The organism is Xylanibacter ruminicola Ga6B6, from assembly GCF_000687715.1.
GTDB classification, from domain to species: Bacteria; Bacteroidota; Bacteroidia; order Bacteroidales; family Bacteroidaceae; genus Prevotella; species Prevotella ruminicola_B.
In genome coordinates this window covers 34,847-59,391 of sequence record NZ_JHXD01000015.1, presented here as the reverse complement: position 1 = coordinate 59,391, position 24,545 = coordinate 34,847, and the positions used below count along the sequence as shown (strand labels likewise).

The 24,545-nt window shown below is 47.5% G+C and carries 27 protein-coding genes and 1 pseudogene; 9 read left to right on the top strand and 19 right to left on the bottom strand.

All coding sequences use genetic code 11. The features are described 5' to 3' along the window. The first annotated feature begins 124 nt into the window (after positions 1 to 124). Entirely contained in the window at positions 125 to 667 is a 543-nt protein-coding gene (locus T500_RS0109935; RefSeq protein ID WP_028907987.1) for a 30S ribosomal protein S16, read from the top strand. 53 nt (positions 668 to 720) lie between these two features. On the opposite strand, the gene T500_RS0109930 is transcribed toward T500_RS0109935, so the two are convergent. Genes T500_RS0109930 through T500_RS0109920 form a run of 3 tightly spaced genes read right to left on the bottom strand, consistent with a single transcriptional unit; the run spans position 721 to position 3,634 of the window. Beyond that, a complete protein-coding gene (locus T500_RS0109930; protein ID WP_028907986.1) occupies positions 721 to 1,812 on the bottom strand; it encodes a glycosyl transferase in 1,092 nt (363 codons plus the stop codon). Beyond that, positions 1,809 to 2,810, bottom strand: a complete 1,002-nt coding sequence (locus T500_RS0109925) for a glycosyltransferase family 2 protein (RefSeq protein ID WP_051612006.1) — start codon at positions 2,808 to 2,810, stop codon at positions 1,809 to 1,811. The genes T500_RS0109930 and T500_RS0109925 overlap by 4 nt, the downstream gene beginning before the upstream one ends. Then, positions 2,759 to 3,634, bottom strand: coding sequence for a glycosyltransferase family 2 protein (locus tag T500_RS0109920; protein ID WP_028907984.1), 876 nt, complete (start codon positions 3,632 to 3,634; stop codon positions 2,759 to 2,761). The genes T500_RS0109925 and T500_RS0109920 overlap by 52 nt, the downstream gene beginning before the upstream one ends. 72 nt (positions 3,635 to 3,706) lie before the next feature. Between T500_RS0109920 and T500_RS0109915 the strand changes: the two genes are divergently transcribed. After that, the gene (locus T500_RS0109915; RefSeq protein ID WP_028907983.1) at positions 3,707 to 5,164 is read left to right on the top strand and encodes an oligosaccharide flippase family protein; all 1,458 of its coding nucleotides are present in this window, start codon (positions 3,707 to 3,709) and stop codon (positions 5,162 to 5,164) included. Here the strand turns inward: T500_RS0109915 and T500_RS0109910 are convergent. Together T500_RS0109910 and rlmD are read right to left on the bottom strand one after the other, a co-directional pair. Continuing rightward, a complete protein-coding gene (locus tag T500_RS0109910) occupies positions 5,125 to 6,303 on the bottom strand; it encodes a porin (protein WP_013063537.1) in 1,179 nt (392 codons plus the stop codon). The genes T500_RS0109915 and T500_RS0109910 overlap by 40 nt on opposite strands. Positions 6,304 to 6,418: 115 nt before the next feature. Next, positions 6,419 to 7,870, bottom strand: coding sequence for a 23S rRNA (uracil(1939)-C(5))-methyltransferase RlmD (rlmD, locus tag T500_RS0109905; RefSeq protein ID WP_028907981.1), 1,452 nt, complete (start codon positions 7,868 to 7,870; stop codon positions 6,419 to 6,421). A gap of 201 nt (positions 7,871 to 8,071) precedes the next feature. On the opposite strand from rlmD, the gene ppdK reads away from it, so the two are divergent. Next, positions 8,072 to 10,792 carry a pyruvate, phosphate dikinase gene (ppdK, locus tag T500_RS0109900; protein WP_028907980.1) on the top strand — a complete coding sequence of 907 codons (2,721 nt, stop codon included), beginning with the start codon at positions 8,072 to 8,074 and terminating at the stop codon, positions 10,790 to 10,792. Positions 10,793 to 10,866: 74 nt separating this feature from the next. Here the strand turns inward: ppdK and T500_RS0109895 are convergent, their stop codons facing one another. The 6 genes from T500_RS0109895 to T500_RS0109875 all read right to left on the bottom strand — a co-directional run bounded on the left by T500_RS0109895 (position 10,867) and on the right by T500_RS0109875 (position 13,967). Next, positions 10,867 to 12,135 carry an ATP-binding protein gene (locus T500_RS0109895; RefSeq protein WP_410543883.1) on the bottom strand — a complete coding sequence of 423 codons (1,269 nt, stop codon included), beginning with the start codon at positions 12,133 to 12,135 and terminating at the stop codon, positions 10,867 to 10,869. Between the two features lie 277 nt (positions 12,136 to 12,412). After that, entirely contained in the window at positions 12,413 to 12,895 is a 483-nt protein-coding gene (locus tag T500_RS0109890) for a DUF4112 domain-containing protein (RefSeq protein ID WP_028907978.1), read from the bottom strand. Next, a complete protein-coding gene (locus tag T500_RS17500) occupies positions 12,892 to 13,014 on the bottom strand; it encodes a DUF4298 domain-containing protein (RefSeq protein ID WP_155267504.1) in 123 nt (40 codons plus the stop codon). Before T500_RS17500 ends, T500_RS0109890 begins: the two co-directional genes overlap by 4 nt. After that, entirely contained in the window at positions 12,969 to 13,133 is a 165-nt protein-coding gene (locus T500_RS16690; RefSeq protein ID WP_155267503.1) for a hypothetical protein, read from the bottom strand. Before T500_RS16690 ends, T500_RS17500 begins: the two co-directional genes overlap by 46 nt. Positions 13,134 to 13,135: 2 nt before the next feature. Then, positions 13,136 to 13,399, bottom strand: coding sequence for a GlsB/YeaQ/YmgE family stress response membrane protein (locus T500_RS0109880; RefSeq protein WP_028907977.1), 264 nt, complete (start codon positions 13,397 to 13,399; stop codon positions 13,136 to 13,138). 28 nt (positions 13,400 to 13,427) lie between these two features. Then, positions 13,428 to 13,967 carry a beta-class carbonic anhydrase gene (locus T500_RS0109875; protein ID WP_028907976.1) on the bottom strand — a complete coding sequence of 180 codons (540 nt, stop codon included), beginning with the start codon at positions 13,965 to 13,967 and terminating at the stop codon, positions 13,428 to 13,430. Between the two features lie 238 nt (positions 13,968 to 14,205). On the opposite strand from T500_RS0109875, the gene T500_RS15730 reads away from it, so the two are divergent. Both T500_RS15730 and T500_RS0109865 read left to right on the top strand, forming a co-directional pair. After that, positions 14,206 to 14,451 carry a flavin reductase gene (locus T500_RS15730; protein WP_051612004.1) on the top strand — a complete coding sequence of 82 codons (246 nt, stop codon included), beginning with the start codon at positions 14,206 to 14,208 and terminating at the stop codon, positions 14,449 to 14,451. A 442-nt stretch (positions 14,452 to 14,893) separates the two neighbouring features. Further along, entirely contained in the window at positions 14,894 to 15,961 is a 1,068-nt protein-coding gene (locus tag T500_RS0109865) for a Fic family protein (protein ID WP_028907975.1), read from the top strand. A 150-nt stretch (positions 15,962 to 16,111) separates the two neighbouring features. On the opposite strand, the gene T500_RS15725 is transcribed toward T500_RS0109865, so the two are convergent. The 4 genes and pseudogenes from T500_RS15725 to T500_RS0109845 form a co-directional block, all read right to left on the bottom strand. After that, positions 16,112 to 16,813, bottom strand: a complete 702-nt coding sequence (locus T500_RS15725; protein ID WP_230580888.1) for an ATP-binding cassette domain-containing protein — start codon at positions 16,811 to 16,813, stop codon at positions 16,112 to 16,114. After that, on the bottom strand, positions 16,813 to 17,721 hold the full coding sequence (locus tag T500_RS0109855; RefSeq protein ID WP_036908957.1) for a hypothetical protein: 909 nt from the start codon (positions 17,719 to 17,721) through the stop codon (positions 16,813 to 16,815). The genes T500_RS15725 and T500_RS0109855 overlap by 1 nt, the downstream gene beginning before the upstream one ends. A 72-nt stretch (positions 17,722 to 17,793) precedes the next feature. Next, positions 17,794 to 18,255 (bottom strand): GNAT family N-acetyltransferase, encoded by a 462-nt coding sequence (locus T500_RS0109850; protein WP_028907973.1) that lies wholly within the window; start codon positions 18,253 to 18,255, stop codon positions 17,794 to 17,796. Between the two features lie 25 nt (positions 18,256 to 18,280). Further along, positions 18,281 to 18,480 (bottom strand): annotated as a pseudogene (locus T500_RS0109845) (hypothetical protein). 108 nt (positions 18,481 to 18,588) lie between these two features. Here T500_RS0109845 and T500_RS0109840 point away from each other — a divergent pair. Continuing rightward, complete coding sequence (locus T500_RS0109840) at positions 18,589 to 19,224, top strand: lactate utilization protein (protein ID WP_013064110.1); 636 nt, start codon at positions 18,589 to 18,591, stop codon at positions 19,222 to 19,224. A gap of 73 nt (positions 19,225 to 19,297) precedes the next feature. Here the strand turns inward: T500_RS0109840 and T500_RS0109835 are convergent, their stop codons facing one another. After that, positions 19,298 to 19,603, bottom strand: a complete 306-nt coding sequence (locus tag T500_RS0109835) for a nitrous oxide-stimulated promoter family protein (protein WP_028907971.1) — start codon at positions 19,601 to 19,603, stop codon at positions 19,298 to 19,300. Positions 19,604 to 19,721: 118 nt separating this feature from the next. Here T500_RS0109835 and T500_RS0109830 point away from each other — a divergent pair, with 118 nt between their 5' ends. From T500_RS0109830 to T500_RS0109820, 3 genes are read left to right on the top strand one after another with little or no spacing between them, the layout of a single operon-like run. Continuing rightward, complete coding sequence (locus T500_RS0109830; RefSeq protein WP_028907970.1) at positions 19,722 to 20,096, top strand: thioesterase family protein; 375 nt, start codon at positions 19,722 to 19,724, stop codon at positions 20,094 to 20,096. A gap of 21 nt (positions 20,097 to 20,117) precedes the next feature. Beyond that, positions 20,118 to 21,269 (top strand): GDSL-type esterase/lipase family protein, encoded by a 1,152-nt coding sequence (locus T500_RS0109825; RefSeq protein ID WP_028907969.1) that lies wholly within the window; start codon positions 20,118 to 20,120, stop codon positions 21,267 to 21,269. 27 nt (positions 21,270 to 21,296) lie between these two features. Further along, positions 21,297 to 22,055 (top strand): M15 family metallopeptidase, encoded by a 759-nt coding sequence (locus T500_RS0109820; protein ID WP_230580887.1) that lies wholly within the window; start codon positions 21,297 to 21,299, stop codon positions 22,053 to 22,055. Between the two features lie 116 nt (positions 22,056 to 22,171). On the opposite strand, the gene T500_RS16955 is transcribed toward T500_RS0109820, so the two are convergent. The 3 genes from T500_RS16955 to T500_RS0109810 form a co-directional block, all read right to left on the bottom strand. Then, positions 22,172 to 22,273: a smalltalk protein gene (locus tag T500_RS16955; protein ID WP_155267502.1), complete on the bottom strand. Its 102-nt coding sequence runs from the start codon at positions 22,271 to 22,273 to the stop codon at positions 22,172 to 22,174. 17 nt (positions 22,274 to 22,290) lie between these two features. Beyond that, positions 22,291 to 22,848: a DNA-binding protein gene (locus tag T500_RS0109815; protein ID WP_028907967.1), complete on the bottom strand. Its 558-nt coding sequence runs from the start codon at positions 22,846 to 22,848 to the stop codon at positions 22,291 to 22,293. 475 nt (positions 22,849 to 23,323) lie between these two features. After that, entirely contained in the window at positions 23,324 to 24,496 is a 1,173-nt protein-coding gene (locus T500_RS0109810) for an ATP-binding protein (RefSeq protein ID WP_028907966.1), read from the bottom strand. Between the last annotated feature and the right edge of the window lie 49 nt (positions 24,497 to 24,545).

Here is a 24,545-nt window from a genome sequence, read left to right as displayed (position 1 = left end):
GCAAAAATACAAAAAAAGATGAAAATATTTTGTGGATTGACGGAAAAGTTGTAATTTTGCACCCGCTTTTACGAGTTAAGAGCATGAAATTCAAATTATTAACAAAAAATTAAAGATTTAAAAAATGGCAACAAAAATCAGATTGCAGCGCGGTGGTCGCAAAGGTTATGCTTTCTACAGCATCGTAATCGCCGACGCTCGTGCACCACGTGATGGTCGTTTCACTGAAAAGATTGGTACTTACAACCCTAACACCAATCCTGCCACAGTAGACCTGAATTTCGAGCGTGCACTGTACTGGGTAGAGACTGGTGCTCAGCCCACTGACACTGTACGTAACATCCTGAGCCGTGAGGGCGTTTACCTGATGAAGCACCTGCGTGGTGGCGTAAAGAAGGGCGCTTTCGATGAGGCTGCTGCACAGAAGAAGTTCGACGCCTGGAAGGCTGACAAGCAGAACGGTCTGAACAAGATCGCTGAGGCTGAGGCTAAGGCTAAGAAGGAGGCTGCTGCTAACGCTTTGAAGGCAGAGAAGGCTGTTAACGAGGCAATTGCTAAGAAGGTAGCTGACAAGAAGGCTGCTGAGGCTGCTGCTAAGGCTGAGGCTGAGGCTGCTGCTGCCGCTGCTGAGGCTCCCGCTACTGAGGAGGCTCCTGCTGAGGCATAAGCTTGATAATAGCAGAAGACAAAAAATGAGCTCCACAGAAATGTGGAGCTTTTTTATTTTGTCCAGAAATCAAGGTATTGGCGGGCTACTTTCTGGTAATCGTGGTGCTTACGTACGTATTCCACGCTTTGGCGTTTCAGTTCGGGAATGCGATCGGGGTTAAGTACCAATTGTTCAAGCTCGTGAAAAACACTATCGTAAGTTGGTGCTACGTTGATGATGGGGCGTAGCTCGTTTTCGTTGATAATCCCGTAGTTCTCGGGCTCACCACCACCAATGCAGATAATGCCCTTCGACATGGCCAATAAGGGGTTCATGGATGGGGTGTAAGCATAGAGCTGGTCGAGTATGGCATCGCTGCCTTCCATCAGTTTCTGATATTGTGCAAATGGAACCGATTCTACCTTTACCAACTGCATCTTATCGGGATGCTTCGATGCGACATCGATGGCTGCCTGAAGCATGATGTCGGTGCCCTTATAGGCAGAGCGCTGGCGATTAATGCCGATAAAGATGATGGTTTTTGATGTGTCACATCTGACCGTGCAACTCTCCGCAGGCATGCGGATAGGGAAGGGGATAAAGCATGTTTTATGGGCAAACTGGGGCTGGTAGCAGGCCCAATATTCGTAGAGACCGGCAATGATGCCGTCGCAATCTTGGGCTATCATCTTGTTGAGCCGCTCTTTGGTTGTGCCAAGCCAATCGTGCTGATAGTAAGTGGCCTCGGCATCGGTACGCACCTTGTCGCCGATATTGAAGTCACTATAGCGTAGCGGCTTTTCGAATGTACATGTGTGAACCCAATAATAATCCATACCAAAGGCACCAAGGAACAGGCGCTTGTTGTGCTTGCGCAGATAGCGGTAGAACCAGAAGAGGCGTTCGGCCTTCAGTTCGAAGAACATCGGGTTGATGAGCTGCACCACATCGTAGCCTTGCAATTGGGGGAGCAGGGCGTAGAGTTTTAGCATCAACTGAATGCCTCCGAGTTTGCCAGGTTTGCGTGCCACATCGATATCGCGCGGGTAATCCTTGAAGAAGTCGCCATTGGATACAACGGTGACCTGATGCCCCAACTGCCGCAGTGCTTCGGCCAGCGTGGCGTGAACATTGCTATATTCGCCAACCAGTAGTATCTTCATCGTTCTTTATTGATTAAAGGCAGGGTGTGCAATAGCAAAGTGCGCCCAATACTGGTGCTGGTGATCCTGCGGAACCAAGTGTATTTGGTGGTATAGTCGTGATTGGGTAAGGGGAAGAGCCCGTATTGGCGCAGGGTATTGACAGTAGTGTTGAGTACCTTTGGTGAATGGTATAACATGATGACGTTATAGATATAATCCATCGTGAGTTGGGCCACACGGCGATTCATGGCAAGACGATCGTTGTAAGGCATGCGGTCGGCCAGCAACTGCAGATGACGTATTACTTGAAGATTATCGTTCAGACGCTTTTCCTTGCTGCTCTCGTCGTGTCGCTGGATGGCAGAATCCTTATGCTGGCGGTAGTAGTAAGCCTTGTAAGGTGTGAGATAAACCACCTCGGCCCTTAATATCAATTGGGGAGTGAATTCCTCGTCTTCGCCATAACAGATGCCAGGCGTAAACTCTAACTGACTTCGTACCGATTGTCGGAAAAGCTTACACCAGATGCAACCTTGAATGTTGTGGTTGCTAAGATAGGCGACTCCCGAAAGCTGCTTGACATCATCTTTGGAAACAGTGACCATAGTGGGAGTGGTGCTGAAGTCGAACACGATGATTTCTGCGTCGGGATGGCTCCTGGCAATATCCAAACATTGCTCATAGGGCTCTTTTATCAGAACATCGTCGCCATCAACAATCTGGATAAACGCTCCTTTAGCCATATGCAGGGCTGTGTTACGGGCCACACTTACACCTTGATGATGCTGGCGGATATAGACGATATCGTCGCCATACTTCATCAGTGCATTCATAGGACTGACTTCTGAGCCGTCGTCGATGATGATGATCTCACGTTCGCTTTCAGACAACGATAATGCCAAGATGCTGTCGACACACTCGCACAACATCTGAACTGGCAGATTGTAATAGGTAACAATGAAGGTTACCAACGGCTGGGCTGCCTGAACTGGTGTAGGAATTTGCTGATGATGCATATTATTTTTATTCCCAAAATATTGTTAGTTATCGCTTTTAGCTTTTGGGTACCTCTGAATGCTTGGTGATGGACGTTCCTGAAAGGTAGTTTGATGTCGCCTCCAAGTCGTTCCCATACGTCGATCTGGATATTCAGCAGGTATAGGTAGTAGCTGTCGTCTATTGGCATTCCGCTATTCAAGTGTGCATCCAATAGCATCTCCAATTGTTTGCCATTGGCATTTGCTGTAATGCTCTGCGGATTATAACAATAGTGATAGTATCCTTGGCTGCAGGTTCTGATTGTCTTTGCAGCCTCGAGCAGATGGGGGAGCGTGTAAACATCCTCGAATACCTTATCTTCAGGATATCTTATATTGCAGAAAAGCGATTTCTTATAGATTTTGTTACAAGCGTAGGTGTGACGATAGGCTTGACCTTGGAGCCAGTATTTCTGAGCATCTGTATAAATGCAGTCGGGGAGCGACAGGCGGTTGGCAATAGAGTATTCCAACAGGTCGGCATCCTCCATACACTGAAGTAAAGGGGCATAGGTGTTGGCTGCGATGTAATCATCAGAATCTACAAAGGTGATATAATCACCCTGGGCCTTATCCAACCCTGCATTACGTGCATTGCTCAAGCCTCCGTTCGGCTTGTGGATAACCCGGATATGTGCATCTTTCGCTGCCCAGTCGTCGCATATCTGCGGACTGTTGTCGGGCGATCCGTCGTCAACGAGTATCACCTCAAAATCGTCGAGATTCTGGTTGAGCACGCTCTCAACACATCTGTGGAGCGTGGCTTCTGTGCGATAAACAGGGATGATGATACTCAGTTTCATGGGCACAAAGTTACAAATTTATTTGGATAATCGTAATAATTTGCTTACTTTTGCGTTTGTTTTTAAGGAATTATGAACGAAGAGCGCGACGAGAGTTATAGTCACGTGCTGAAATACACGGGTGTATTTGGCGGGGTGCAAGGCCTGAATGTGTTGATAGGTCTTGTGCGCAATAAATTCGTGGCCATGCTTCTAGGTCCTGGTGGCATGGGCTTGGTGTCGCTCTTTAATACCACGGTTCAGCTTATATCGCAGGCCACCAACTTAGGTATTGCCATGAGTGCGGTGCGCCATATATCGGAATACTACGATGCTGGCGATACTGAGCACACCGCCCACTATGTAAAAGTGGTGCGTGGCTGGTGCTTGCTTACCGCTTTGCTGGGCATGCTGATATGTGTGGTTTTAGGTCCGTTTTTCAGTAATGCCACCTTCTCGTGGGGCAATCACACCTTGCATTTTGTACTGTTGGCGCCTGCCATTGGTATGCTGGCTGTTACGGGTGGCGAAACAGCTATTCTGAAAAGTGTGCGAAAGCTGGGGGCCTTGGCTTTGGTGCAAATCGTTGCCGCCTTGGCGTCGTTAGCCATTACTATACCCATTTATTATATGTTCGGCCAGGCTGGTATCGTACCGGTAATAGTGCTGATGGCATTCGTTACCATGTGTGCCACGTTATGGTTCTCGTGGCGCATCTTCCCGTTGCAGCTACGAGGCACGCGAGGCATTCTGGGTGAGGGTATGGAGATGGTTCGCTTGGGTGTGGCGTTTACGTTGGCAGGCATTGTGGGTAGCGGGGCCGAGATGTTTGTGCGCTCGTACCTGAATGTGGTGGGCGATTTGGAAGTGCTAGGCTTGTATAATGCCGGCTATATGCTTACCATTACCTATGCCGGTATGGTGTTCTCGGCAATGGATACCGATTATTATCCGCGCCTCTCGGCTGTTAACCATGATATAGCGGCAACCAACCTTACGGTGAATCGCCAGATGGAGGTGTCGCTGCTGATAGTTGCGCCTATGCTTACAGCCCTCATCGCTTTGTTGCCGATACTCATTCCTTATCTTTTCACCAGCGAGTTTGCACCCGTAGTGCCTATGGCGCAGGTGGCAGCATTGGCCATGTTTTTCAAGGTGCTCACAATGCCTGTGGCTTACATTACGTTGGCCCGTGGTTATTCGATGACTTATCTGATGCTCGAGACTGCTTATTTTGTGTTTTTTGTACTGTTGATAGTGTTAGGCTATCAGTATTGGGGCTTGCTGGGTACTGGTATTGCCATCACGCTGGCTCATGTTTTCGAGTGCTTGATGATTAATGGTTATGCCTATAAAAAATACGGCTACCGTATGTCGGCAGCCGTATATCGATATGCAATCGTATTGCTTTTGTTTGGCTTCCTCGCCTATGCCTGCACCATCTTTCTGGATGGCATGGTCTACTGGTTGGTAGAAATGGTGGCTATTGTGGCGAGTGCTCTTTATGCGCTTCAGAATCTGAAGTCGAGCTCCATGTCGAACAAGTTGTAGTTGTGCTTAGCCAACGAACGATCGTTTACGCGTGAATACTCAGCATGCAGCTCGAGATTCTTTGTGAAGCGATAGTTCAAACCGCACTCAACCTGATTGACTGATGTGGCCCATTCCTTCTGATTACGGTAGGTCTGATAACGAGCCTTAGCGTAGAGCTTGCTCTTAACCAGGGGCACGATACCAAATACGTACCAACCATCGGCCTTATCACCCTTGCTGTAGTCAATCTCGCGTACGTTGTTACCAGGCGACTTTGCACCCCAACCCTGGCTGTGGATATACTCAGCGCGGAAGGTGTAATCGTTCAGGTCGTACTCAGCTGAAAGGGCATAACGGTTTTTCTTAATGCTGATGGTCTTGCCAGTATTGGGATCCAGCATGCCACCACGGCTACCTGTCCATCCGAAGGCACCGATGCGCAAGCCCTTAATAGGCATAATCCATGCACCACCGATGATATCCTTACGGTTGTCCATATCCTTCTGGTTCACACCTTCACCGTTGTAGATACCCAGCTGATAGTGGAATACACGGCGACCATTGGCGTTGGGGAACAGATCACCCGAGAACTGGATACCGATATCACGACCACCCGACGACTTCTCACCAGTACGGTCACCAAAAGCAGAGAGCTTATTGATTACGTCGGCATAGCTACGCCATCCCTGTGTGATGGGATGGGTGGGGTTCTCGTAAGTGAAGGCACGCTTGAACTGACCTGCACGAATCTTGAACTCGGGATACTTACGCCACTCAGCATAGAGGTCGACAAGCTGTACGGTAGGCTGACCAGGACCGGTAGCGTTGGTGCCCTGAATCTGGGCACGCCAGTCGAAATCGCCAATCTTACCATCTAAGATGAAACGGGCCAGACGCAGATTAAATGTATTGCTGTGCGCATTATCCTTGTCTTCGGCCTGATACTGCAGCATGCCGTAGCCGCTGAATTTGATGTTGTTTACCCAGGCGGGTACCTCGATGGTAGCCTTCTGCTGTGTAGCCTCCATAGAGTTAAGAAGTGCTACGTCAGCATCTGATAAGGGCTCCAGATTATCACTTGCTTCAACCAGATTTTCGGCGTTAGCTGTGATTGTCATCGACGCCATAAGCGCCATCATCCAAAATACCTTTTTCATTTTAATATGAGTTTAAAAATTAGTAATGTAGTTGCTCGTCAAAATGTTTTTAGTTAAACTTGGGGCAAATATATGAAAAAATATTGAAACTTCCAAGTATTTGCCCCAAATTATTTTATCTGCGCTCCAGCAGCACCACGTTCTCAACGTGTGGTGTGTGGGGGAACATATCAACGGGTTGAACAGCTGCCACGCGGTAATCTACGTCGAGATCGTGCAAATCGCGAGCCTGAGTGGCAGGGTTGCAACTTACGTAAACAATGCGCTTTGGTGCTGCTCCAAGAATAGTTTTTACCACATCGGGGTGCATACCGGCACGTGGTGGGTCGGTAATAATCACATCCGGACGTCCGTGCTCGGCAATGAATTCTTCTGTCAGAATATCCTTCATGTCGCCTGCATAGAACAGTGTGTTGCCAATCTTGTTTACTTCAGAGTTGATCTTGGCATCCTCGATAGCTTCGGGCACATACTCGATACCTATCACCTTGCGTGCCTTCTTGGCTACAAAGTTGGCAATGGTGCCTGTACCGGTATAGAGGTCGTAAACCAGCTCGTTGCCGGTAAGACCGGCAAAATTTCGGGCAACCGAGTACAGGTGGTAGGCCTGCTCGGTGTTGGTCTGGTAGAAACTCTTTGGGCCAACCTTGAACTTCAGGTCCTCCATCAACTCGTAAATGTGGTCGATCCCCTTGAATACCAATATCTCCTGGTCGCCGATGGTATCGTTGCACTTCTGGTTGTCTAGATACATCAGCGAGGTTATCTGTGGGAATTTGTCGGCGATGTGCTGCAGCAGTCCCTTGGCCTGTTCCTCGCTTTGGGCCAGCGCCTCGGTCGAGGTGCGGTCGTAGTGGAACTGGAAGATAACCATCCACTCGCCACTGGCGCTGTTGCGGATGATGATATCGCGCAGCAGTCCTACCTGGGCACGCAGGTCAAAGAACGATAAACCGTTAGCCATCGCATAGTCGCGTGCCTCGTTACGGATCTCGTTCTGTAGATTGTCCATCAACCAGCATTTCTCGATAGGCAGTATTTTGTCGAAAGCACCTGTGATGTGGAATCCGATAGCGGGTACGTCCTTCAAGCTTTGACTCTCGTCGTTGGGTAGTGTCTGAATCTGTTCCTTAGTCAGATAGCGCTTGTTGGCGCATCCGAAATCAAGTTTGTTACGATACGCCTGAGTGTGTACGCTTCCTAGGATAGGCATAAACTCGGGCAACTCTATCTTGCCAATGCGGTGCAGCTGGTCGTACACCTGCTGCTGCTTAAACTTAAGCTGCTCTTCGTAAGGCAGGTTCTGCCATTTGCAACCACCGCACACACCGAAGTGGGCGCAGAAGGGGGTCGCGCGTACCTTACTTAATTCTATAAATCTAACAACCTCGCCCTCGGCAAAGGAGTGTTTTTTGCGGCGAATCTGTACATCGCACACGTCGCCAGGCACACAGAAAGGCACAAACACCACCAGATCGTTCCAGTGGAACAAACATTTGCCCTCGGCAGCCACAGCTTCAATCACCACGCCCTCAAGGAGCGGTAATGGTTTCTTGTTTCTTGCCATAATCTTTCTTAATTTGGCTGCAAAGTTACAAAATATTTATCAAAAAATGGTGTTTATATGCGTATTCCGTGCCAAAAAAACAAAAATGTAAGGTCGAGTTTGCAATTTTTGTTTTTTTTTCTTGTGTATTTGATGGAATTTTAATATCTTTGCAGAATCTAATCAAAAATAATTTATCATCAACAAAAATAAATATTACGTATGAGTCAGAAAAGAGTTTACCTCTTCGGTAATGGAAAGGCCGAAGGAAACGCAAAGATGCGTGAGGAACTTGGTGGTAAGGGTGCTAACCTTGCCGAGATGAACCATATTGGTGTTCCCGTTCCTCCAGGTTTCACAATCACCACAGATTGTTGTAATGAGTACTATCAGGTTGGTCAGCAGAAGATCATGGAGCTTCTGAACGACGACGTGATGGCTGCCGTGAAGCACATTGAAGATTTGATGAACTGTAAGTTCGGCGATGCCCAGAATCCTCTGCTGGTATCTGTTCGTTCTGGTGCCCGTGCCTCAATGCCTGGTATGATGGACACCATCCTGAACCTTGGTTTGAACGACGAGGTTGCCGAAGGTATGGCTAAGAAGACAAACAATCCTCACTTCGTGTACGACTCTTATCGTCGTTTCGTACAGATGTACGGCGATGTTGTACTCGAGATGAAGCCCGTAAATAAAACTGATATCGATCCATTCGAGGAGATTATCGAAATGGTTAAGAAGGAGAGCGGTGTTGTTCTGGATAAGGACCTCTCTGTTGAGGACCTGAAGAAGCTGGTTCAGCTGTTCAAGGCTGCCATCAAGGAGCGCACTGGTAAGGACTTCCCCAACGATCCTATCGAGCAGCTCTGGGGTGCTATCTGCGCTGTGTTCCGTTCATGGATGAACGAGCGCGCTATCCTGTATCGTAAGATGGAAGGAATCCCCGACGAGTGGGGTACAGCCGTATCAGTAATGGCAATGGTATTCGGTAACATGGGCGATACATCAGCTACTGGTGTATGCTTCAGCCGCGATGCTGCTAACGGTGAAAACCTGTTCAACGGTGAGTATCTGGTTAACGCTCAGGGTGAGGACGTGGTTGCCGGTATCCGCACACCACAGCAGATTACCAAGATTGGTTCTCAGCGTTGGGCTGAGCGCGCTGGTATCTCTGAGGAGGAGCGCGTAGCCAAGTATCCTTCAATGGAGGAGGCTATGCCTGAGATCTATGCCGAGCTGAATGGTATCCAGGACAAGCTGGAGCACCACTATCACGATATGCAGGATATGGAGTTCACCGTACAGGAGGGCAAGCTCTGGTTCCTCCAGACACGTAACGGTAAGCGTACAGGTGCTGCTATGGTTAAGATTGCTATCGACCTGCTCCACGAGGGTATGATCGACGAGAAGACTGCCATCCAGCGCTGCGAGCCTCAGAAGCTCGACGAGCTGTTGCACCCCGTATTCGATAAGAAGGCTCTCTCTGCTGCTAAGGTAATTGCACAGGGTCTGCCCGCTTCTCCAGGTGCTGCTTGCGGTCAGATTGTATTCCACGCTGACGACGCTAAGGAGTGGCACGAGAATGGCCACAAGGTAGTACTCGTACGTATCGAGACCTCTCCTGAGGATCTGGCTGGTATGGCTGCTGCCGAGGGTATCCTCACCGCTCGTGGTGGTATGACATCTCACGCTGCCGTTGTGGCTCGTGGTATGGGTAAGTGCTGCGTATCAGGTGTAGGTGCTCTGAATGTAAGCTATAAGGATAAGACCGTTGAGATCGACGGTGTTGTATATAAGGAGGGCGACTTCATCTCTCTGAACGGTACAACTGGTCAGGTATATGCTGGCGAGGTTCCAACCAAGGCTGCCGAGCTTTCTGGCGACTTCAAGGAGCTGATGGACCTCTGCGACAAGTACACCAAGCTGCAGGTTCGTACCAATGCTGATACTCCACACGATGCACAGGTAGCTCGCGCTTTCGGTGCTAAGGGTATCGGTCTTACACGTACCGAGCACATGTTCTTCGAGGATCAGAAGATCGTTGCTATGCGTGAGATGATTCTGGCCGACAGCGTTGCCGGACGTGAGAAGGCTCTTGCTAAGCTGCTGCCTTACCAGAAGGCCGACTTCAAAGGTATTCTCGAGGCTATGGACGGTCTGCCCGTTAACATCCGTCTGCTCGATCCCCCTCTCCACGAGTTCGTTCCCCACGATCTGGCTGGTCAGCAGACCATGGCTAAGGAGATGGGCGTAAGCCTGGAGGAGATTCAGCGCCGTGTTGACTCACTCGCTGAGAACAATCCAATGCTGGGTCACCGTGGTTGCCGTCTGGGTATCACATTCCCTGAGATTACCGCTATGCAGACAAAGGCTATCCTCTCTGCAGCTTGCGAGCTGAAGAAGGAGGGTAAGAACCCAATGCCTGAGATCATGGTTCCTCTGATTGGTACTATCAACGAGCTCAAGCAGCAGAAGGAGGTTATCCAGTATGCCGCTAAGGAGGTATTCGCTGAGTATGGTATCGAGGTTGAGTTCGAGATTGGTACAATGATTGAGATTCCACGTGCTGCCCTCACAGCCGATCTGATCGCTTCAGAGGCTCAGTACTTCTCATTCGGTACCAACGACCTTACTCAGATGACCTTCGGTTACAGCCGCGACGATATCGCATCGTTCCTGCCTGTTTACCTCGATAAGAAGATTCTGAAGGTTGACCCATTCCAGGTTCTCGACCAGAAGGGTGTTGGCCGTCTCATCAAGTTCGCCGTTAAGGAGGGTCGTGAGGTTCGTCCTGACCTGCGTTGCGGTATCTGTGGTGAGCATGGTGGTGAGCCCAGCTCAGTTAAGTTCTGCGCTAAGATTGGCATGAACTACGCTAGCTGCTCTCCATTCCGCGTGCCCATCGCCCGCCTCGCTGCCGCCCAGGCTGCTGTTGAAGAGTAATCCCTTCAATCACTATAAAAAAGAACCCCGTCAAGTTTTACCTTGGCGGGGATTTTTTGTTTGTCTTGTTTATATTAATCTTTTAAACAACCAATGGGAACCACAAATATGCCGTCTGGCCTTTGGTATGCATAAGGCCCAACTGCTGTAAGAACCATCTTAAATGAAGGCTTTTTCATTTTCGTTGTATCAATGGTGTTTGCAAGCGTATTCAATGCATCAGCACCATCGTTTATCAGCTTTTCGCCGCCAAGTTTTACCTCTATCAGTCCATATGTTCCATTACGGCGATGTAGCACGGTGTCGCACTCAAGCCCTGAACTGTCGCGATAATGATAGAGCTTCCCATCAAGTGTTTCAGCAAATACACGTAGGTCGCGTACAGCCATATCTTCGAAGATAAGACCAAATGAGTCCAAATCGTTTATCAGGTCTTTTGGACCTAAACCTAATGATGCCGTACCAATGCTTGGGTCAACGAAATGACGAGTATCGCTAGTACGAATCGCAGCCTTACTGCGGATGTTAGGATTCCATGCATCGAGGTCTTCAATCACAAAAAGCTTTCTTAGAGCCTTGATATAGTCAGCGACGGTATCCTCGTCAAGTGTTTTTGCGTCGTTTGATAGCATATCGGCCTTAATGGTACTATAGGGCACTTGCTGAGAAATATTACGGGCATAAGAACGAAGCAACAGACGCGTACGTTCTGGGCTGCGTTTTACACCATCTACTCGTTGTATATCTCTTTCTGCTATGTCATCAACATAGCCAAAGGCCTGATCCAGTGCAATATCACCTTCGAGTAGCGTTGCTTGTGGCCAGCCACCACGGCATGTCAGAAAAGCTATACGTTCCAAATCGATGCTATTTGGTTGTGGTTCGAATGTCTCGCCATCAAAGAGTTTTGCCAGACTGACGCTACCCGTAGAATCGCCAGACTCATATAGGCTCATCGGGCGCATCTTGACTCTGCCAATACGTCCCGTGCCGCTATGAACAGTATCTTCAGCCTGTGGTGCAACTGTAGAACCCGTCAGGATGAATTGAGAAAACGCATTTCGCTTATCCACTTCATTTCTGATGGTATCCCATAGTTCTGTTATCGTCTGCCATTCGTCAATCAGTCTGGGTGTTTCGCCTTGAAGGAGCGTCTTTGAACTGATTTCCATCATCTGCTTGCTCTGTTTTAAAACTTCTGTGTCTCCTAAATCAAGCAGACTCTTAGCTTGCTGGCGCGCTGTCGTTGTCTTGCCGCACCATTTTGGTCCTTCAATTAACACTGCACCCTTACCTGCCAGCTTGCGAGCCAAAAGTCTGTCAACAATTCTTGGTTTATACATATTATCCATCATTTTATTCGTTGTTGATTTTGTGCGCAAAGTTACAGATTTATATTGAATTGTCCAAATTTTTTTTGATTTTTCGGTTGTTTGTGGTGATTTTGTTCGGTCGTTTGTGAAAGTTTGGTTCGGTTGTTTGTAATTTTGTATGGGGATTTTTATTGAAAAGTGTAGTTTTTGGGTGCTAAAACTCATTGAAAAGTGTAGTTTATTTGCACTGAGTAAAATTACTCACTCCACTGAGTAAAATTTTAATTTAATTCTAAATACTTGACTATTAGTTGATTAGTGAATACAAGTAACTACCGAAACTTACTAAAGCCCATATCATAAGTGCAATGAGTATTAGTAGGATGATAAGTACTACGTATGATTGTATAGCTTTTTGATTCACTTCCTTTATTACGGTCTCGTTACCGTCTACAAACCCTTGAATCATCGCCATGTTCTTAGTATTGGCGCGGTGGAAAACATCAATAATGTCGCCAACAAAGAATGGTATCATACCCAATAGCACATCACGGAGTGCATTGTTGATAATGGCAAGAGTAAGCGGCATACTTTTGATAACGCGCGTTGAGAAGTAGATAAAAGGCACTGCGCAGAAAATTGTTATGATATCGCCCCATCCAGGAATGATTCCAATTATGGCGTCAAGATAATAGCGATCCATGTAACGAGTGATATCGTTCATTGTCTGATAGACTTTATTGTCCATCAGGCGTTTCCTTTGTAGCAGTCGCTTTTCGTCTTTATTCATTGATTCTTCTTATGAATATCACGATAGTCTGCGAGCAGGTTCCAAATGCCGTCTTCTGATAGAACTCCGCGTTTTAGATCTGGAGGAAGTTTTCCTGCTTCGTCAGCAGCAAAGTCCATTTTCCACAACTCACTACTTCATCCTGCATGGCTATCCATAGAGAATGATATTGGCCATCCTTTTCGAACAGCTTCTTTTGCAGGTGCGAGCACATGTTTATCGTATCGATGGTTATCATACTCAATCAAACAGTTTCTTCCAAATCCACAAAAATGTTACGGCACCAACAACGCAGAATACGAAATTGGTGAGATAACCTTTGCCAAGTAGTTCTATGTTCAGCAGATGGCTGATGAATGTTCCTACATAACTGCCAACGATGCCTATGACGAAGTTCATGCAGCATCCTTTGCCCTCACCGCTCATAATGCGGTTGGCAATGTAGCCGATGAAAATACCAGTGAGTATTGGCCAAGCGGTAAATACTGCAATGTGTTCTAACATAACGTTCTATTTAATTCTTTGTTGTATGTTATTTTTCCTCCAATGCTCCAGTTTCTGAATCAATGATAAACCCGCGAACCACAATATCCTTTGGCACAAGCGGATGAGTCTTGATAGTATCAACTGTCTTACGAACAGAGGTAGGTGTGTCTTTAAAACCTTCCAACCACTGATTGAGGTCTATCCCACACTTACGGATGGTGTCGAGCGTTTCATCTGTCACGCCACGGGCAATCATCTCGTGATGGAAATGGTCATAGCTCATATGGCAGGCTCCACAATGCGAGTGAGCCACGACCATGATTTCCTCCACGCCCAGTTCATAGATGGCAACAATCAAACTGCGCATGGCAGAGTCGAAAGCTGAGATAACCAGGCCTCCTGCATTCTTGATAATCTTCGCATCACCGTTCTTCAGACCGAGGGCCGCAGGGAGCAATTCTGTCAGTCGGGTATCCATACATGACAGTACCGCCAGCTTCTTGTCTGGGTACTTGTCAGTCAGATACTTCTCGTAGCCCTTCTGAGCCACAAATGTCTTGTTGAATTCAATAATCTGGTCAATCATAATCACAAAGCATATTAAAAGCTACGGCAAAGATAGTATTTTTCAGGATTTAATTCGTATTTTTGCCCTCACAATTAACAAAAGTTGAATTTTGTCGCGACTCGGCCAATACTGAGCAAGCTCAATTGGCTCTCGCTGCTCCAAAAATTAGGATAGTTTATGAAGAAAAGTACTATTATCTCAGCATTTACAGCCATTTTGCTGATGGCAGTGACTCCTGCATTTGCACAGGAAGAGCATGGGTTCTAAGAGTGGCCGCGACGGTGACAAGGCTCAGGCTCTTGGGCTTCATACGGCCTATACTGCCAACGGAACGCCTTACTATACAGAGGCTGCAATGGTGATAGAGTGCAAGATTATGTATGCTGCCCCCTTTGACCCTCAGTATTTCAAGAGTGATGCGCCCAAGAAGATGTATGCTAACTTTCCTGCAGGCATCCACTCTATGTATATCGGTGAAGTTGTAAATGCTTGGAAGAAATAAGGCGAGTTATCTCGAACCTGTCATTTCATAAACAAAACGAGAAACCTCATTTCTGAGATTTCTCGCAAGTCCTCTTTCGAGGCATATAGAGAATTTTTGATTTATAGAAAATAAATTTTCTTTATCTAAACATAATACAGACCCACATTTAACAATTTTGTTGTTTATTAACTTGGTGTGGACAGTTTTTGGATATATCAGATCTGTTTTTATACATAACGAGCGATTTCTGGGGGAGATAGTCATGCAAAAATGGTTTTATTTTAATAAAACATTAAATTTTTTGCAAAATGTTTTGTTGTTTTCCAGGAAACTACTATCTTTGTAGCCAATACGTGAAAAGGTGGTACGTAACCCACTTAAAAAGGTGGTACGCAGAGTAAATGCACAAAAATATTCCTGAAAAGGTGGTACGTAACCCACTTAAAAAGGTGGTATGATCATGAAGGTAGAAGAAATCTATAAAGACTGGAAGTCGCTCTTCCCACTTTCGGAAGCGCATGCAGAGTTGTTGCGTAACAAGTTTACAACAGAGTATAACTACAACAGTAACCACATCGAGGGCAACACGCTAACCTATGGGCAGACGGAGTTACTTTTGATGTTTGGCAAGGTGAGCGGTGAAGGAAACCTGAAGGACTTTGTAGATATGAAAGCCAGTCAGGTAAGTGTAGAGATGGTAATGGAAGCAGTACGTGATAGAAACATGCCACTGACACAGAATTTTATCCGTCAGTTACAGAAGGTACTTCTGCGCGAGGATTATACCGTATATCGAGAGCTTCCTGGAGGTGGACAGACAAGCTACACTGTTCATGCTGGACAATATAAGACACGTCCCAACAGTGTTATTACTCGATATGGAGATCGCTTTGAGTATGCATCGCCCGAAGAAACAGCCTCGCTGATGGGAGACCTTGTGGATTGGTATAATTCTGCAGAGCAAGAGGGCGAGTTATCGCCTGTAGAATTGGCTGCTTTGTTTCATTACCGCTATATCCGTATTCATCCATTTGAAGATGGTAACGGACGCATTGCCCGATTGATGGTGAACTACATCATGGCCCGCCATGATTGGCCTATGATTGTCATCCGTAATCGCAAAAAAGCTGAATACTTAGAGGCATTACATCGCTCTGACCAGAAAATTGGCAAAGTGCCATCAGATGGCGCTCATGCCACAATAGGCAAGATTACTTCATTTCTCGCTTTCTTTCGTAAGACAGTATGTGAGGAGATGCAATGCGAGATAGATATCGTAAAGAATGCTGATAAGGATACATGGTGGTACGATGGACAGAAAATTAACTTCAGAAGCGAGAATGGTAGTTTGTTGCTTAAGCTCATGTATGACAAACCCAATATTTCCTTCTCAGAAATGGCAGAACGCATATCAGTAAACCGTTCAGCTGTACAAAAGCAGATTGAGGGATTCAGAAAAAAAGGCTATGTGGACCGACACGACGATGGCAGTTGGCATGTTCTTGCCATGAACTCAAAAATAAAGTAGTGCTGAAGCAGAATAAATCTTTCAAAAGATATGATATTGGTTACCTTTCTGACAAGGTTGTCGGAAGGTGCAAGCAAGGGAGATGGTAGGGGGAAGGTTTAATCTACACCGACTGCTCGTACACAAAATTGATGCACATAAGCATTCTGTTCAAAGCGTCGAAAGCTCTGAACGAATGCCGGCTGTGTATGTACAAATCGATGATAGGAATTCTTCCATGATATATTGCTCGATAGATGCTGCTGACATACCTGAGAAGTCGCAGACGGCCTTTCCCTGGTGGATGTAGGTCATCTCGTCGCAGATGTCAGCGATGGCAGCAACGATATGTGAGGAAAGGATGACGCAACGGCCCTGGGCCTTTAGGTCCTTGAGCCACTGTCTTAGGATGATTGTTCCGGCAAGATCGATGCCGTTGAAGGGTTCGTCCATGATGACGATGTCGTTGTCCTGCAGCATCAACGTCAGCAGCATCAGGCGCTTTTTCATGCCTAAGGAGTATCTGCTGGCGTATCTCTGGAGCGGCAGGGCGAACTTCTCATTCAACTGCTCAATCTCGTCTCGGCTGATGGTCTTACCCTTGGCACGCAGACAGAACTCGATGTGTTCCATGCCTGTGACGTAAGAGTAGTAGAAGGGCGTATCGTTCATGTAACCAATCTGCTTGTTTTCGTTGACGACGACTGAACCGTCGTACGACTCGATTCCGGCAATACATCTGAACAGCGTGCTCTTGCCTGCGCCGTTCTCGCCCATGATGCCATACACCTTGCCGCCATCAAACGAGTGGCAGAAGTTGTCGATGACCGTGAGCTCACGATATTTCTTTGTTAAGTTCCTGATTTCAATCATCATTTATATTTCTTGATTACTAAATAGGCATGATAGGCCAGCATGACGGACACGATGACGGAGAGCACTAAGGCCTGTGGCACCAGTGCCGACACGCAGAAAATGACATTCAAGGCCACATACACAAGGGCTGATATGAGATCGTTGCCACTGTTGGTTCCGCCGCTTACGAAGCAAAGCATCTCTACTTGAAACAGCAGAAGACTTGCACCAAGGCAGTAGGATTCGCCTAAAAGCAACTGCGACCAACTGGGGGCAACAAGTAGCAGACATACGATAAAAGGCAGAAAGATGATGCACGCATTTCTCAGGGCAAACAGCAATTTCAGCCGGAGAAACCTCGCAGCACTCTTGTAATGAAACAGATACTCCATATGCCACTCGCGCATCATCAACATGCTGAAGACAGAAACGGCTATCATACTGACACCGATGACCAGATGGCGGTTGCCGATGTAGGCACCAATGGCTCCTGCCGCCATGAGTGGCAAGAGTAGGGGGAGCGTGAGGCGCGCTGCCCGATGATATTCGTAACTGCCGGAGGCCAGACACGGGCATGTGGGCAGGCGCAAGGAGATGCCTCCGCAAGGCAAGAAGCACACGATCACCAATGCCAGTAGAACGATGGCTACAGCCCAAGGTGCGCTACGATAGAGGAAGAAACACAGGAAAGGGGCGGACAGAAGCGTGTATTCCGCGAAGAACAACATCTTCGTACGTCTTTCGCAAAAGATGGAGCAGAGAAACACGCTATCGCTGCGCGTGAGGTGCCAGGCCAATAGCAGGGTTACATCAACCAGCACGCTATAATAGACGGGAGCCGTCCCCAATTCTTTCCATGTTATCACTCCCAATAACATAAGGAGCAACAGGGCGGGAACAGCCGCGAGTTTCAGCTCCCTAATCATCCGCCACAGGCATCTGATTCTAAGTCCCCCATATAGCCTCAATATGTCGTACATGTTATCTCAAGAAAAAGATTAATCGTCATCTTTAGTCCAAGTCATTTTGATGTGAGGTATTCCATCAAGCATGAAGGTGTCGGACGACTGCTTGAATCCAACGCTTTCATAGAATCCTTTGGCATACTCCTGTGCTTCAATATCTATAAGTGTTGCGCCGAAATGCTCTATGGCTGCACCAATGGCATGGAGCATGATTTGTTTGCCATAGCCTTTATCACGCACGGTGGTAATGACTCTGCCAATAGAAATCTCCTTCATGTGGGTACCAGCAGGACATACACGAGCCAAAGCTACAACCTTGTCGGCTACTGTCAGCCACAAGTGAATGGATGCCTGATCATCTCCGTCCAAATCCTGATAAACGCAGTTCTGTTCAACCACGAATACCTCGCTACGCACTCTAAGTAATTCGTACAGCTCATCCGTGGTCAGCTCCTGAAACGTTTTCTTATGCAGTATCGGTTCTAATTGTTTCATTGCATTATCTTATACATTTAGCAATTCACTCTCCGATAATTGTTACTACCAAATCTCTGGCACCACCGTAATTTCTGTACTCGCAGAAGTAGATGCCCTGCCAGGTACCGAGGTTCTCACAATGCCCGTCTTCGGCAGTTTCGGCAACTGACTTACAATCTCGCTCGTTACCAAATGGAATCCACGACGTTTTGGATTCAGAGTTATCTCAATTTGCTGTACCATATTCTTATCTTAAAGTATCGTAAACTTGGGTGCAAAAGTACGAAAAAACGTGGAGAAAAATGTATCTTTGCCATGAAATCAGTATGTTTTGATATAAAGATTTAAGTTATGACACCACAAAAGCAAAGAAATGAGCTCCTGGCTCAGACGATTATCAAAAATCTGAAGCGTCGCCACATAGAGGGTTTCTATTGTGCGACGGCAGAAGAGGCCGTGAAGAAAGTTTCTGACCTTATCGCCGACGGCAGCAGTGTGACTTGGGGCGGTACGATGACAGTACGCGACCTGGGTATCCCGCAATATCTGAAAGATCGTGGCACACTGGAGGTGCTAGACCGCGACCTGGCAGAAACGCCTGAAGAGAAACAATCCGTTTATCTCAAGGCTTTTTCGGCCGATGTTTACCTGTCGAGTGCCAACGCTATCTCGGAAGACGGTGTTATCGTGAATATCGATGGCAACGGAAACCGTGTGGCTGCCATCACCTGGGGACCTAAGAAGGTAATCTTCGTTATCGGTCTGAATAAAGTGGCTCAGAATGTAGAGGCTGCCCTCGCAAGGGCGCGTAGCACGGCATCGCCCATCAATGCGGCCCGTTTCGATATTCATACGCCTTGCCATACGGATGGCGTGTGCCATAACTGCAACTCGCCGGAGTGTATCTGCAGCTACGTTCATTTTCTCCGTAACTCACCCCAAGGCCGCCATGTAGTAGTATTGGTAGGCGAAACCCTCGGGTATTAATTATGGCTTGGAAACTGAAATCAGAACCTGGTGGTGGGTGGCATCAAATTAAAAGAACCTTTGCCATAAATCCTTAATTTCTTTTCAACATATAATAGGTGTGTATGATAGCTGCTTTGGGTGCGTATATCATCATTCTGGGGCCCGTCCAGCGCATCACCTTACGTATGGCTTCGCGCTCCTGTGGGGCGTAGCAGTGTATGGGGCATCGTTTGCACACCGTTTTCTTCTCGCCGAATCGGCAGTGGTCCAGTCGCTGGCACGCATAGTCGGCCAGATGCTGGTATTCTTCTGTCATTGTATCCTGATGCAGATGATGGCGACAATACAGCTCAATCATCTTTCTTACGGTCTGCTTTTCTCTTTCAATTTTACTCATGTTTGTAGTTTCCTTCTAAGTCTAATTCACAATTCTTATTAAAATGGACTGCAAAGATACACTATTCTAATGTAATTTTACTACTTTTGCACCAAAGATTAACAAAAGTTTAGTAGTCATGTTACAAGTAGGATTAAAACATACAAGTACTCTGGTGGTAACCGACGATGTTACCGCCGTAAAGATAGGTTCGGGCGATATGGCTGTGCTGGCCACCCCCGCTATGATGGCGTTGATGGAGAATGCGGCTATGCTGGCTGTGGCCGATGAGCTGCCCGAGGGCTGTACTACCGTTGGCGGACATATTGCCTCGTCGCACCTCAAACCTTCAAAGGTGGGCGACACAGTTACCGCTACTGCCGAGGTGGTGAAGGTAGATGGCAAGAAGATTGAGTTTAAGATAGCTGCTTATTCGGGCGATGTGCTGATAGGCGAGGGCACCCATCTGCGATTCGTAGTCGATCGCGAGCGTTTTATGTCGAAGCTTGGTTAAGTGATTACAAATCATACTGATATGAATAATACCGATTTAAAGTGGGTGGCCTGTTGGGGTAATGCCACCTCGATTACCGACCGTCGCGAGGCCGTATATGCCAAGAATCTTACCTTGCGTTATCCAGTACGCATGCCGTTTGCCGGCAGCGCCTTGCGTTTCCGTTTCTCCAATCTCACCGGCACCGAACCCGTAACCCTCACCAAGGTGTTTGTAGGTCACACCCCCATTACCTTTGGTGGTGCCATCAGCGTTACGCTGCAGCCTGGTAACGAAGTTGAGAGCGATGCCATCAGCTACGCCGTACATCGTGGCGATACCGTGGATGTAAGCATGTATCTGGCCGATTACACCCAGATGAATAGCGGCACACTCATCACCGGTCCTCTGTCGAAAGGTTTCTATGCCTATGGCGATTTTGCCGAGGCCGACGAGCTGCCCCTCGACCTTACCCGCCACACCAACTGGTTCTATTTCCTCAACACCATCGATGTGCTCACATCGCCCGATAACCACGCCGTAGTGTGCTATGGCGACTCTATCACCGCCCAGTCATGGCCCGATTATCTGGCTCAGCTCGCCTTTGGCACCAACGTGGCCATCATCCGCCGCGCCGTTAGCGGTACCCGTATCCTGCGCCAGTACGACTGCATCACCTATCAGGCTTACGGTTTGAAAGGTGCCACCCGTTTCCCCATCGAGATGCGTGTGGCCGGTGCCAGCGATGTGATTATCCAGCACGGCATCAACGATATCATCCACCCTGTGGGCGAAGATGTCAACCCCTTCCGTCCCTGGAGCGACCTGCCTACCGTCGAGGAGATGCAGCGCGGTGTAGAGGATATCTACGTAAAGCCCGCCAAGGCTATGGGCCTCAAGGTGTGGAGCGGCACGCTGCTGCCCATCTACGGCTGGCGTACCTATAACGAGAAGCGCGACGCCATGCGACAGGAGTTTAATGAGTGGTTACGCACCTCGCCTGTGTTCGATGGCTGTATCGATTTCGATGCCGCCGTGCGCTGTGCCACCAATCCCAAGGCCTTTGCCGACGGTTTCGATAGTGGCGACCACCTGCACCCCAGCGAGCGTGCCTACGAGGCCATGGCCCAGGCTGCCGCCCACAAGCTCATCCGCCACATCCCATCTACCTACGACCACGAAGAGCAGTACTGATAATAATAACTTATAAACAATCTGATCATGAAGAGAATGAGTAAATGGATGCTTGCCGCCATCCTAACAATATGCGGTGCAGGCACGTTGGTGTCGTGTGGTAATAGTGATAATCGTGCTTTGACCAATGTCGCGCCGCTAACCAAGTGGCAGGCCGGTAAAATCGTAAGTGCTGAGGCTGTAGAAGCCTACGGTGGTATCGACAAGTGTTTTGCTGCAGAACCGATACCCGACGACGTTTGGGAGCGCATGCAGGGCAAAACCTACAAGGAGAACCCCTATATCGGTCGCGATGACCTGCGCCATGTACGCGCTCTGCATTGGGACTACGACAACCGTATGCACGTGGGCGAGATGGTGTGCAACAAGCAGATAGCCGACTGCGTGGCTGGTATCCTGCGAAAGCTGTTCGATGCCAAATATCCCATCCAGCGCATGCTGTTGCCCGATGTGTATGATGCCGACGACGAGACGCAGATGCGCGACAACAACTCGTCGTGTTTCTGTTATCGAAGTATCGCTGGCTCTACCAATCTGTCGAAGCATGCCCGCGGTTTGGCCATCGACATCAATACGCTCTACAACCCCTATTATAAGGTGCGCGAGGATGGCACATTGTTTGTCCAGCCCGCCACGGCAGAGGCCTATTGCAATCGCGACTGGGACTTCCCCTACAAGATAGACCACGACGATCTCTGCTTCAAGCTCTTCATCGAGGCCGGTTTCGAGTGGGGTGGCGACTGGACCACGTGTAAGGACTATCAACATTTCGAATTAGTAGAATAACAATTCGTCCCACCATCACCTACGGCCTCGTGGCCTGCTTCGTAACCGAAACGGAGAAGTGAAGTTTATATACATTAAAGCCCTGAGTTGCTATAACCCAGGGCTTTTTTAATGTTCTACACTCCCATGCAGCTGGTAGCGCCCAGTGCCGTCACTATCGCCGTTGCGATACTTGCAATCATCTGCACGATGAACTTCAATGTTTCCTTCTTACTCATAATTCACCTCCTTTCCGTTAGTTCATGTCGCTACCGCCGCTACCTGGGTTGCTTGGCTGATTGCCGCCTGTGTTGCCTCCAGTGTTACCGCCCTGGTTCTGATTACCGCCACCGTTCGATGGCTGGTCGGGATCCTCGATATCGCCGCTGTCACCGCTGGTCACACGCTTCAGCACATTACCGTCCTCGTCCAGGCAGGTAATCTGGATGGCCGTATTCTTCAGCTCGTCCTTTACATCTACGCTGGGTGTGAACACGATACGACGGGTGGTAATCAATCCTGTCTTCACGTCCTCCAGCTCCTCAACAGCCTTACTGCGAACTCCGAATCGCATGGTACCCAGTCCTGGCAGAGGCACTGAGTGGCCCTCGGTGGCCCACGTACGGATTACTTCACCTGCAGCATCCCAAGCTGCCTTAATTACACCTGCAGAGATACCACTGCGAGTGGCTGCGTCGCGAAACACCTTCTTCTCTGCTATTGCACTATACAGGTCGGGGCGCATAATGAAACGCTTACCTGGTTTGTTGCCGATTTTAAGCTCTCGGCGCTGAGCAATTACTTTAATCGCCATACTTCTAAAATTTTAATGGTTAATGTTTAATGTTTAATATTTTCAATAATCTCGCTTTGTCGCCTTGGAGTGCAGGTTTCAACAGCTATTAGTACTTTCAATTGTTACTATTAATGCGCGCAATTTCTAGATTTAATTCTCGCAATTTTTAGCCTTAATGCCGCTGCTCTTACTCTCTCAATTTGACAATGCAAAGGTACGAAAAATTCAGCATATATACAAGCGTTTATTCGTTTTATTTTTAATTTATTTCTACATAGATTTACCATTTCTCGAGCACCTAACGTCCTAACGTTCTAACATTACGATTTCTCTATTATCCAATCATCCACCAATACTAACTATAAATATATATTATATTATTATATATTATAATATATAATAATATAATATATATTCTAATAAGCACGTTAGTTACTACCTAACAAAATACCAAATGTTAGTTTGTTAGGTGGTTAGATGGTTAGGTGGATTGCTAATACGTTAGTCCAAACTGCCAAAGGGGGATGATGTTGGCATGGCCTGTTTCGATATCGTCTTTTACTACGTAGCCTTGGGCTACATTTTGTATCTGTTTCTGCTTCTTGCTCTTTCCGCCCACCTCAAAGGTCTTGCCGTCTATTTCGAAATCACTGATACGCGAACTGATGACATCAGTAGTGACACGCATCTGATTGTAGAAGAAAGTCTCGCGGATGTTGCCAATGTCGGTACTCTCATGTCCAAGTACATAGGCCAGGTTCGTGTTGTCAAGATATACTTTCTCCACCTTTCCTAAGCCACGTATACCGCCAGTATCGTCACGCAGTTGTCCTATCATACCAGCCTGTTCCATGTAAAGGAAGTAGTCGGGTAACAAATTGCGACTTACACCAATAACAGTGGCCAACGACTCCATGACAGGCTTAAAGGGTACGCTCTGTGCAATAACGGCCAGCAATTTCTTTAGTTTTCGGCCTGTTGATGCGTTCATATTCGCATATTGGGGGATGTCTACCTCCATTGTTTGGTTAATAACCTGACGCAAACGCATTTCGTAGCCCCCTTCGTATGCAAATGGGTAGTAGCCGTTTTTTAGATAATCCCTAAACAGGGGCAGTGGGTGGTTAACGGCATCAAGTTTCGCTTTATGCTCCAGAATATCGTTGATGGTATATACTGGGGCGGTTATGTTATGAAACAACGCCAGATATTCTCTGAACGAAAGTCCCTGCATAGTGAATATCAGCGTACGTCGGCTAAGGTCGGATGCTCCCTTTGTGATATCAAGTATTGATGAGCCTGTGAATCCAACCTTCAAGTCAGGATGAGAGTCATAGATGAGTTTCAATTCTCGCGACCAGTTCTCGTATTTATGAATCTCGTCGATGAATATCTGCTCACCACCGTCTTTTACAAACTCATCTACTGTGTCGATAAGTGTGTGGGTTGAGAAATACAGATGGTCGGCGGCTACATATAGCATGTGTCGCTTGTCTCTGTTCTCTTTGATGTATTGTAGGATCATTGTTGACTTTCCCACACCACGTGGCCCAACAAGTCCAAACATTCTCGACTCCCAACTCACCTGATCGTACATATACCGATGGAATGTTGAAGTGGTTAACTTCAACTGACTCTCCATAAATTCAATAAGCGAAATATCCATAATCCTTATATATTTTGCTGCAAATATAATAAAAATGCACTATGGCAGT

Bases quoted from the DNA above. Each gene is read 5' to 3' on its own strand.
- T500_RS0109935 (WP_028907987.1), top strand. From the start codon at position 125: ATGGCAACAAAAATCAGATTGCAGCGCGGTGGTCGCAAAGGTTATGCT.
- T500_RS0109930 (WP_028907986.1), bottom strand. From the start codon at position 1,812: ATGAAGATACTACTGGTTGGCGAATATAGCAATGTTCACGCCACGCTG.
- T500_RS0109925 (WP_051612006.1), bottom strand. From the start codon at position 2,810: ATGCATCATCAGCAAATTCCTACACCAGTTCAGGCAGCCCAGCCGTTG.
- T500_RS0109920 (WP_028907984.1), bottom strand. From the start codon at position 3,634: ATGAAACTGAGTATCATCATCCCTGTTTATCGCACAGAAGCCACGCTC.
- T500_RS0109915 (WP_028907983.1), top strand. From the start codon at position 3,707: ATGAACGAAGAGCGCGACGAGAGTTATAGTCACGTGCTGAAATACACG.
- T500_RS0109910 (WP_013063537.1), bottom strand. From the start codon at position 6,303: ATGAAAAAGGTATTTTGGATGATGGCGCTTATGGCGTCGATGACAATC.
- rlmD (WP_028907981.1), bottom strand. From the start codon at position 7,870: ATGGCAAGAAACAAGAAACCATTACCGCTCCTTGAGGGCGTGGTGATT.
- ppdK (WP_028907980.1), top strand. From the start codon at position 8,072: ATGAGTCAGAAAAGAGTTTACCTCTTCGGTAATGGAAAGGCCGAAGGA.
- T500_RS0109895 (WP_410543883.1), bottom strand. From the start codon at position 12,135: ATGTATAAACCAAGAATTGTTGACAGACTTTTGGCTCGCAAGCTGGCA.
- T500_RS0109890 (WP_028907978.1), bottom strand. From the start codon at position 12,895: ATGAATAAAGACGAAAAGCGACTGCTACAAAGGAAACGCCTGATGGAC.
- T500_RS17500 (WP_155267504.1), bottom strand. From the start codon at position 13,014: ATGGACTTTGCTGCTGACGAAGCAGGAAAACTTCCTCCAGATCTAAAA.
- T500_RS16690 (WP_155267503.1), bottom strand. From the start codon at position 13,133: ATGATAACCATCGATACGATAAACATGTGCTCGCACCTGCAAAAGAAG.
- T500_RS0109880 (WP_028907977.1), bottom strand. From the start codon at position 13,399: ATGTTAGAACACATTGCAGTATTTACCGCTTGGCCAATACTCACTGGT.
- T500_RS0109875 (WP_028907976.1), bottom strand. From the start codon at position 13,967: ATGATTGACCAGATTATTGAATTCAACAAGACATTTGTGGCTCAGAAG.
- T500_RS15730 (WP_051612004.1), top strand. From the start codon at position 14,206: ATGGGTTCTAAGAGTGGCCGCGACGGTGACAAGGCTCAGGCTCTTGGG.
- T500_RS0109865 (WP_028907975.1), top strand. From the start codon at position 14,894: ATGAAGGTAGAAGAAATCTATAAAGACTGGAAGTCGCTCTTCCCACTT.
- T500_RS15725 (WP_230580888.1), bottom strand. From the start codon at position 16,813: ATGATTGAAATCAGGAACTTAACAAAGAAATATCGTGAGCTCACGGTC.
- T500_RS0109855 (WP_036908957.1), bottom strand. From the start codon at position 17,721: ATGATTAGGGAGCTGAAACTCGCGGCTGTTCCCGCCCTGTTGCTCCTT.
- T500_RS0109850 (WP_028907973.1), bottom strand. From the start codon at position 18,255: ATGAAACAATTAGAACCGATACTGCATAAGAAAACGTTTCAGGAGCTG.
- T500_RS0109840 (WP_013064110.1), top strand. From the start codon at position 18,589: ATGACACCACAAAAGCAAAGAAATGAGCTCCTGGCTCAGACGATTATC.
- T500_RS0109835 (WP_028907971.1), bottom strand. From the start codon at position 19,603: ATGAGTAAAATTGAAAGAGAAAAGCAGACCGTAAGAAAGATGATTGAG.
- T500_RS0109830 (WP_028907970.1), top strand. From the start codon at position 19,722: ATGTTACAAGTAGGATTAAAACATACAAGTACTCTGGTGGTAACCGAC.
- T500_RS0109825 (WP_028907969.1), top strand. From the start codon at position 20,118: ATGAATAATACCGATTTAAAGTGGGTGGCCTGTTGGGGTAATGCCACC.
- T500_RS0109820 (WP_230580887.1), top strand. From the start codon at position 21,297: ATGAAGAGAATGAGTAAATGGATGCTTGCCGCCATCCTAACAATATGC.
- T500_RS16955 (WP_155267502.1), bottom strand. From the start codon at position 22,273: ATGAGTAAGAAGGAAACATTGAAGTTCATCGTGCAGATGATTGCAAGT.
- T500_RS0109815 (WP_028907967.1), bottom strand. From the start codon at position 22,848: ATGGCGATTAAAGTAATTGCTCAGCGCCGAGAGCTTAAAATCGGCAAC.
- T500_RS0109810 (WP_028907966.1), bottom strand. From the start codon at position 24,496: ATGGATATTTCGCTTATTGAATTTATGGAGAGTCAGTTGAAGTTAACC.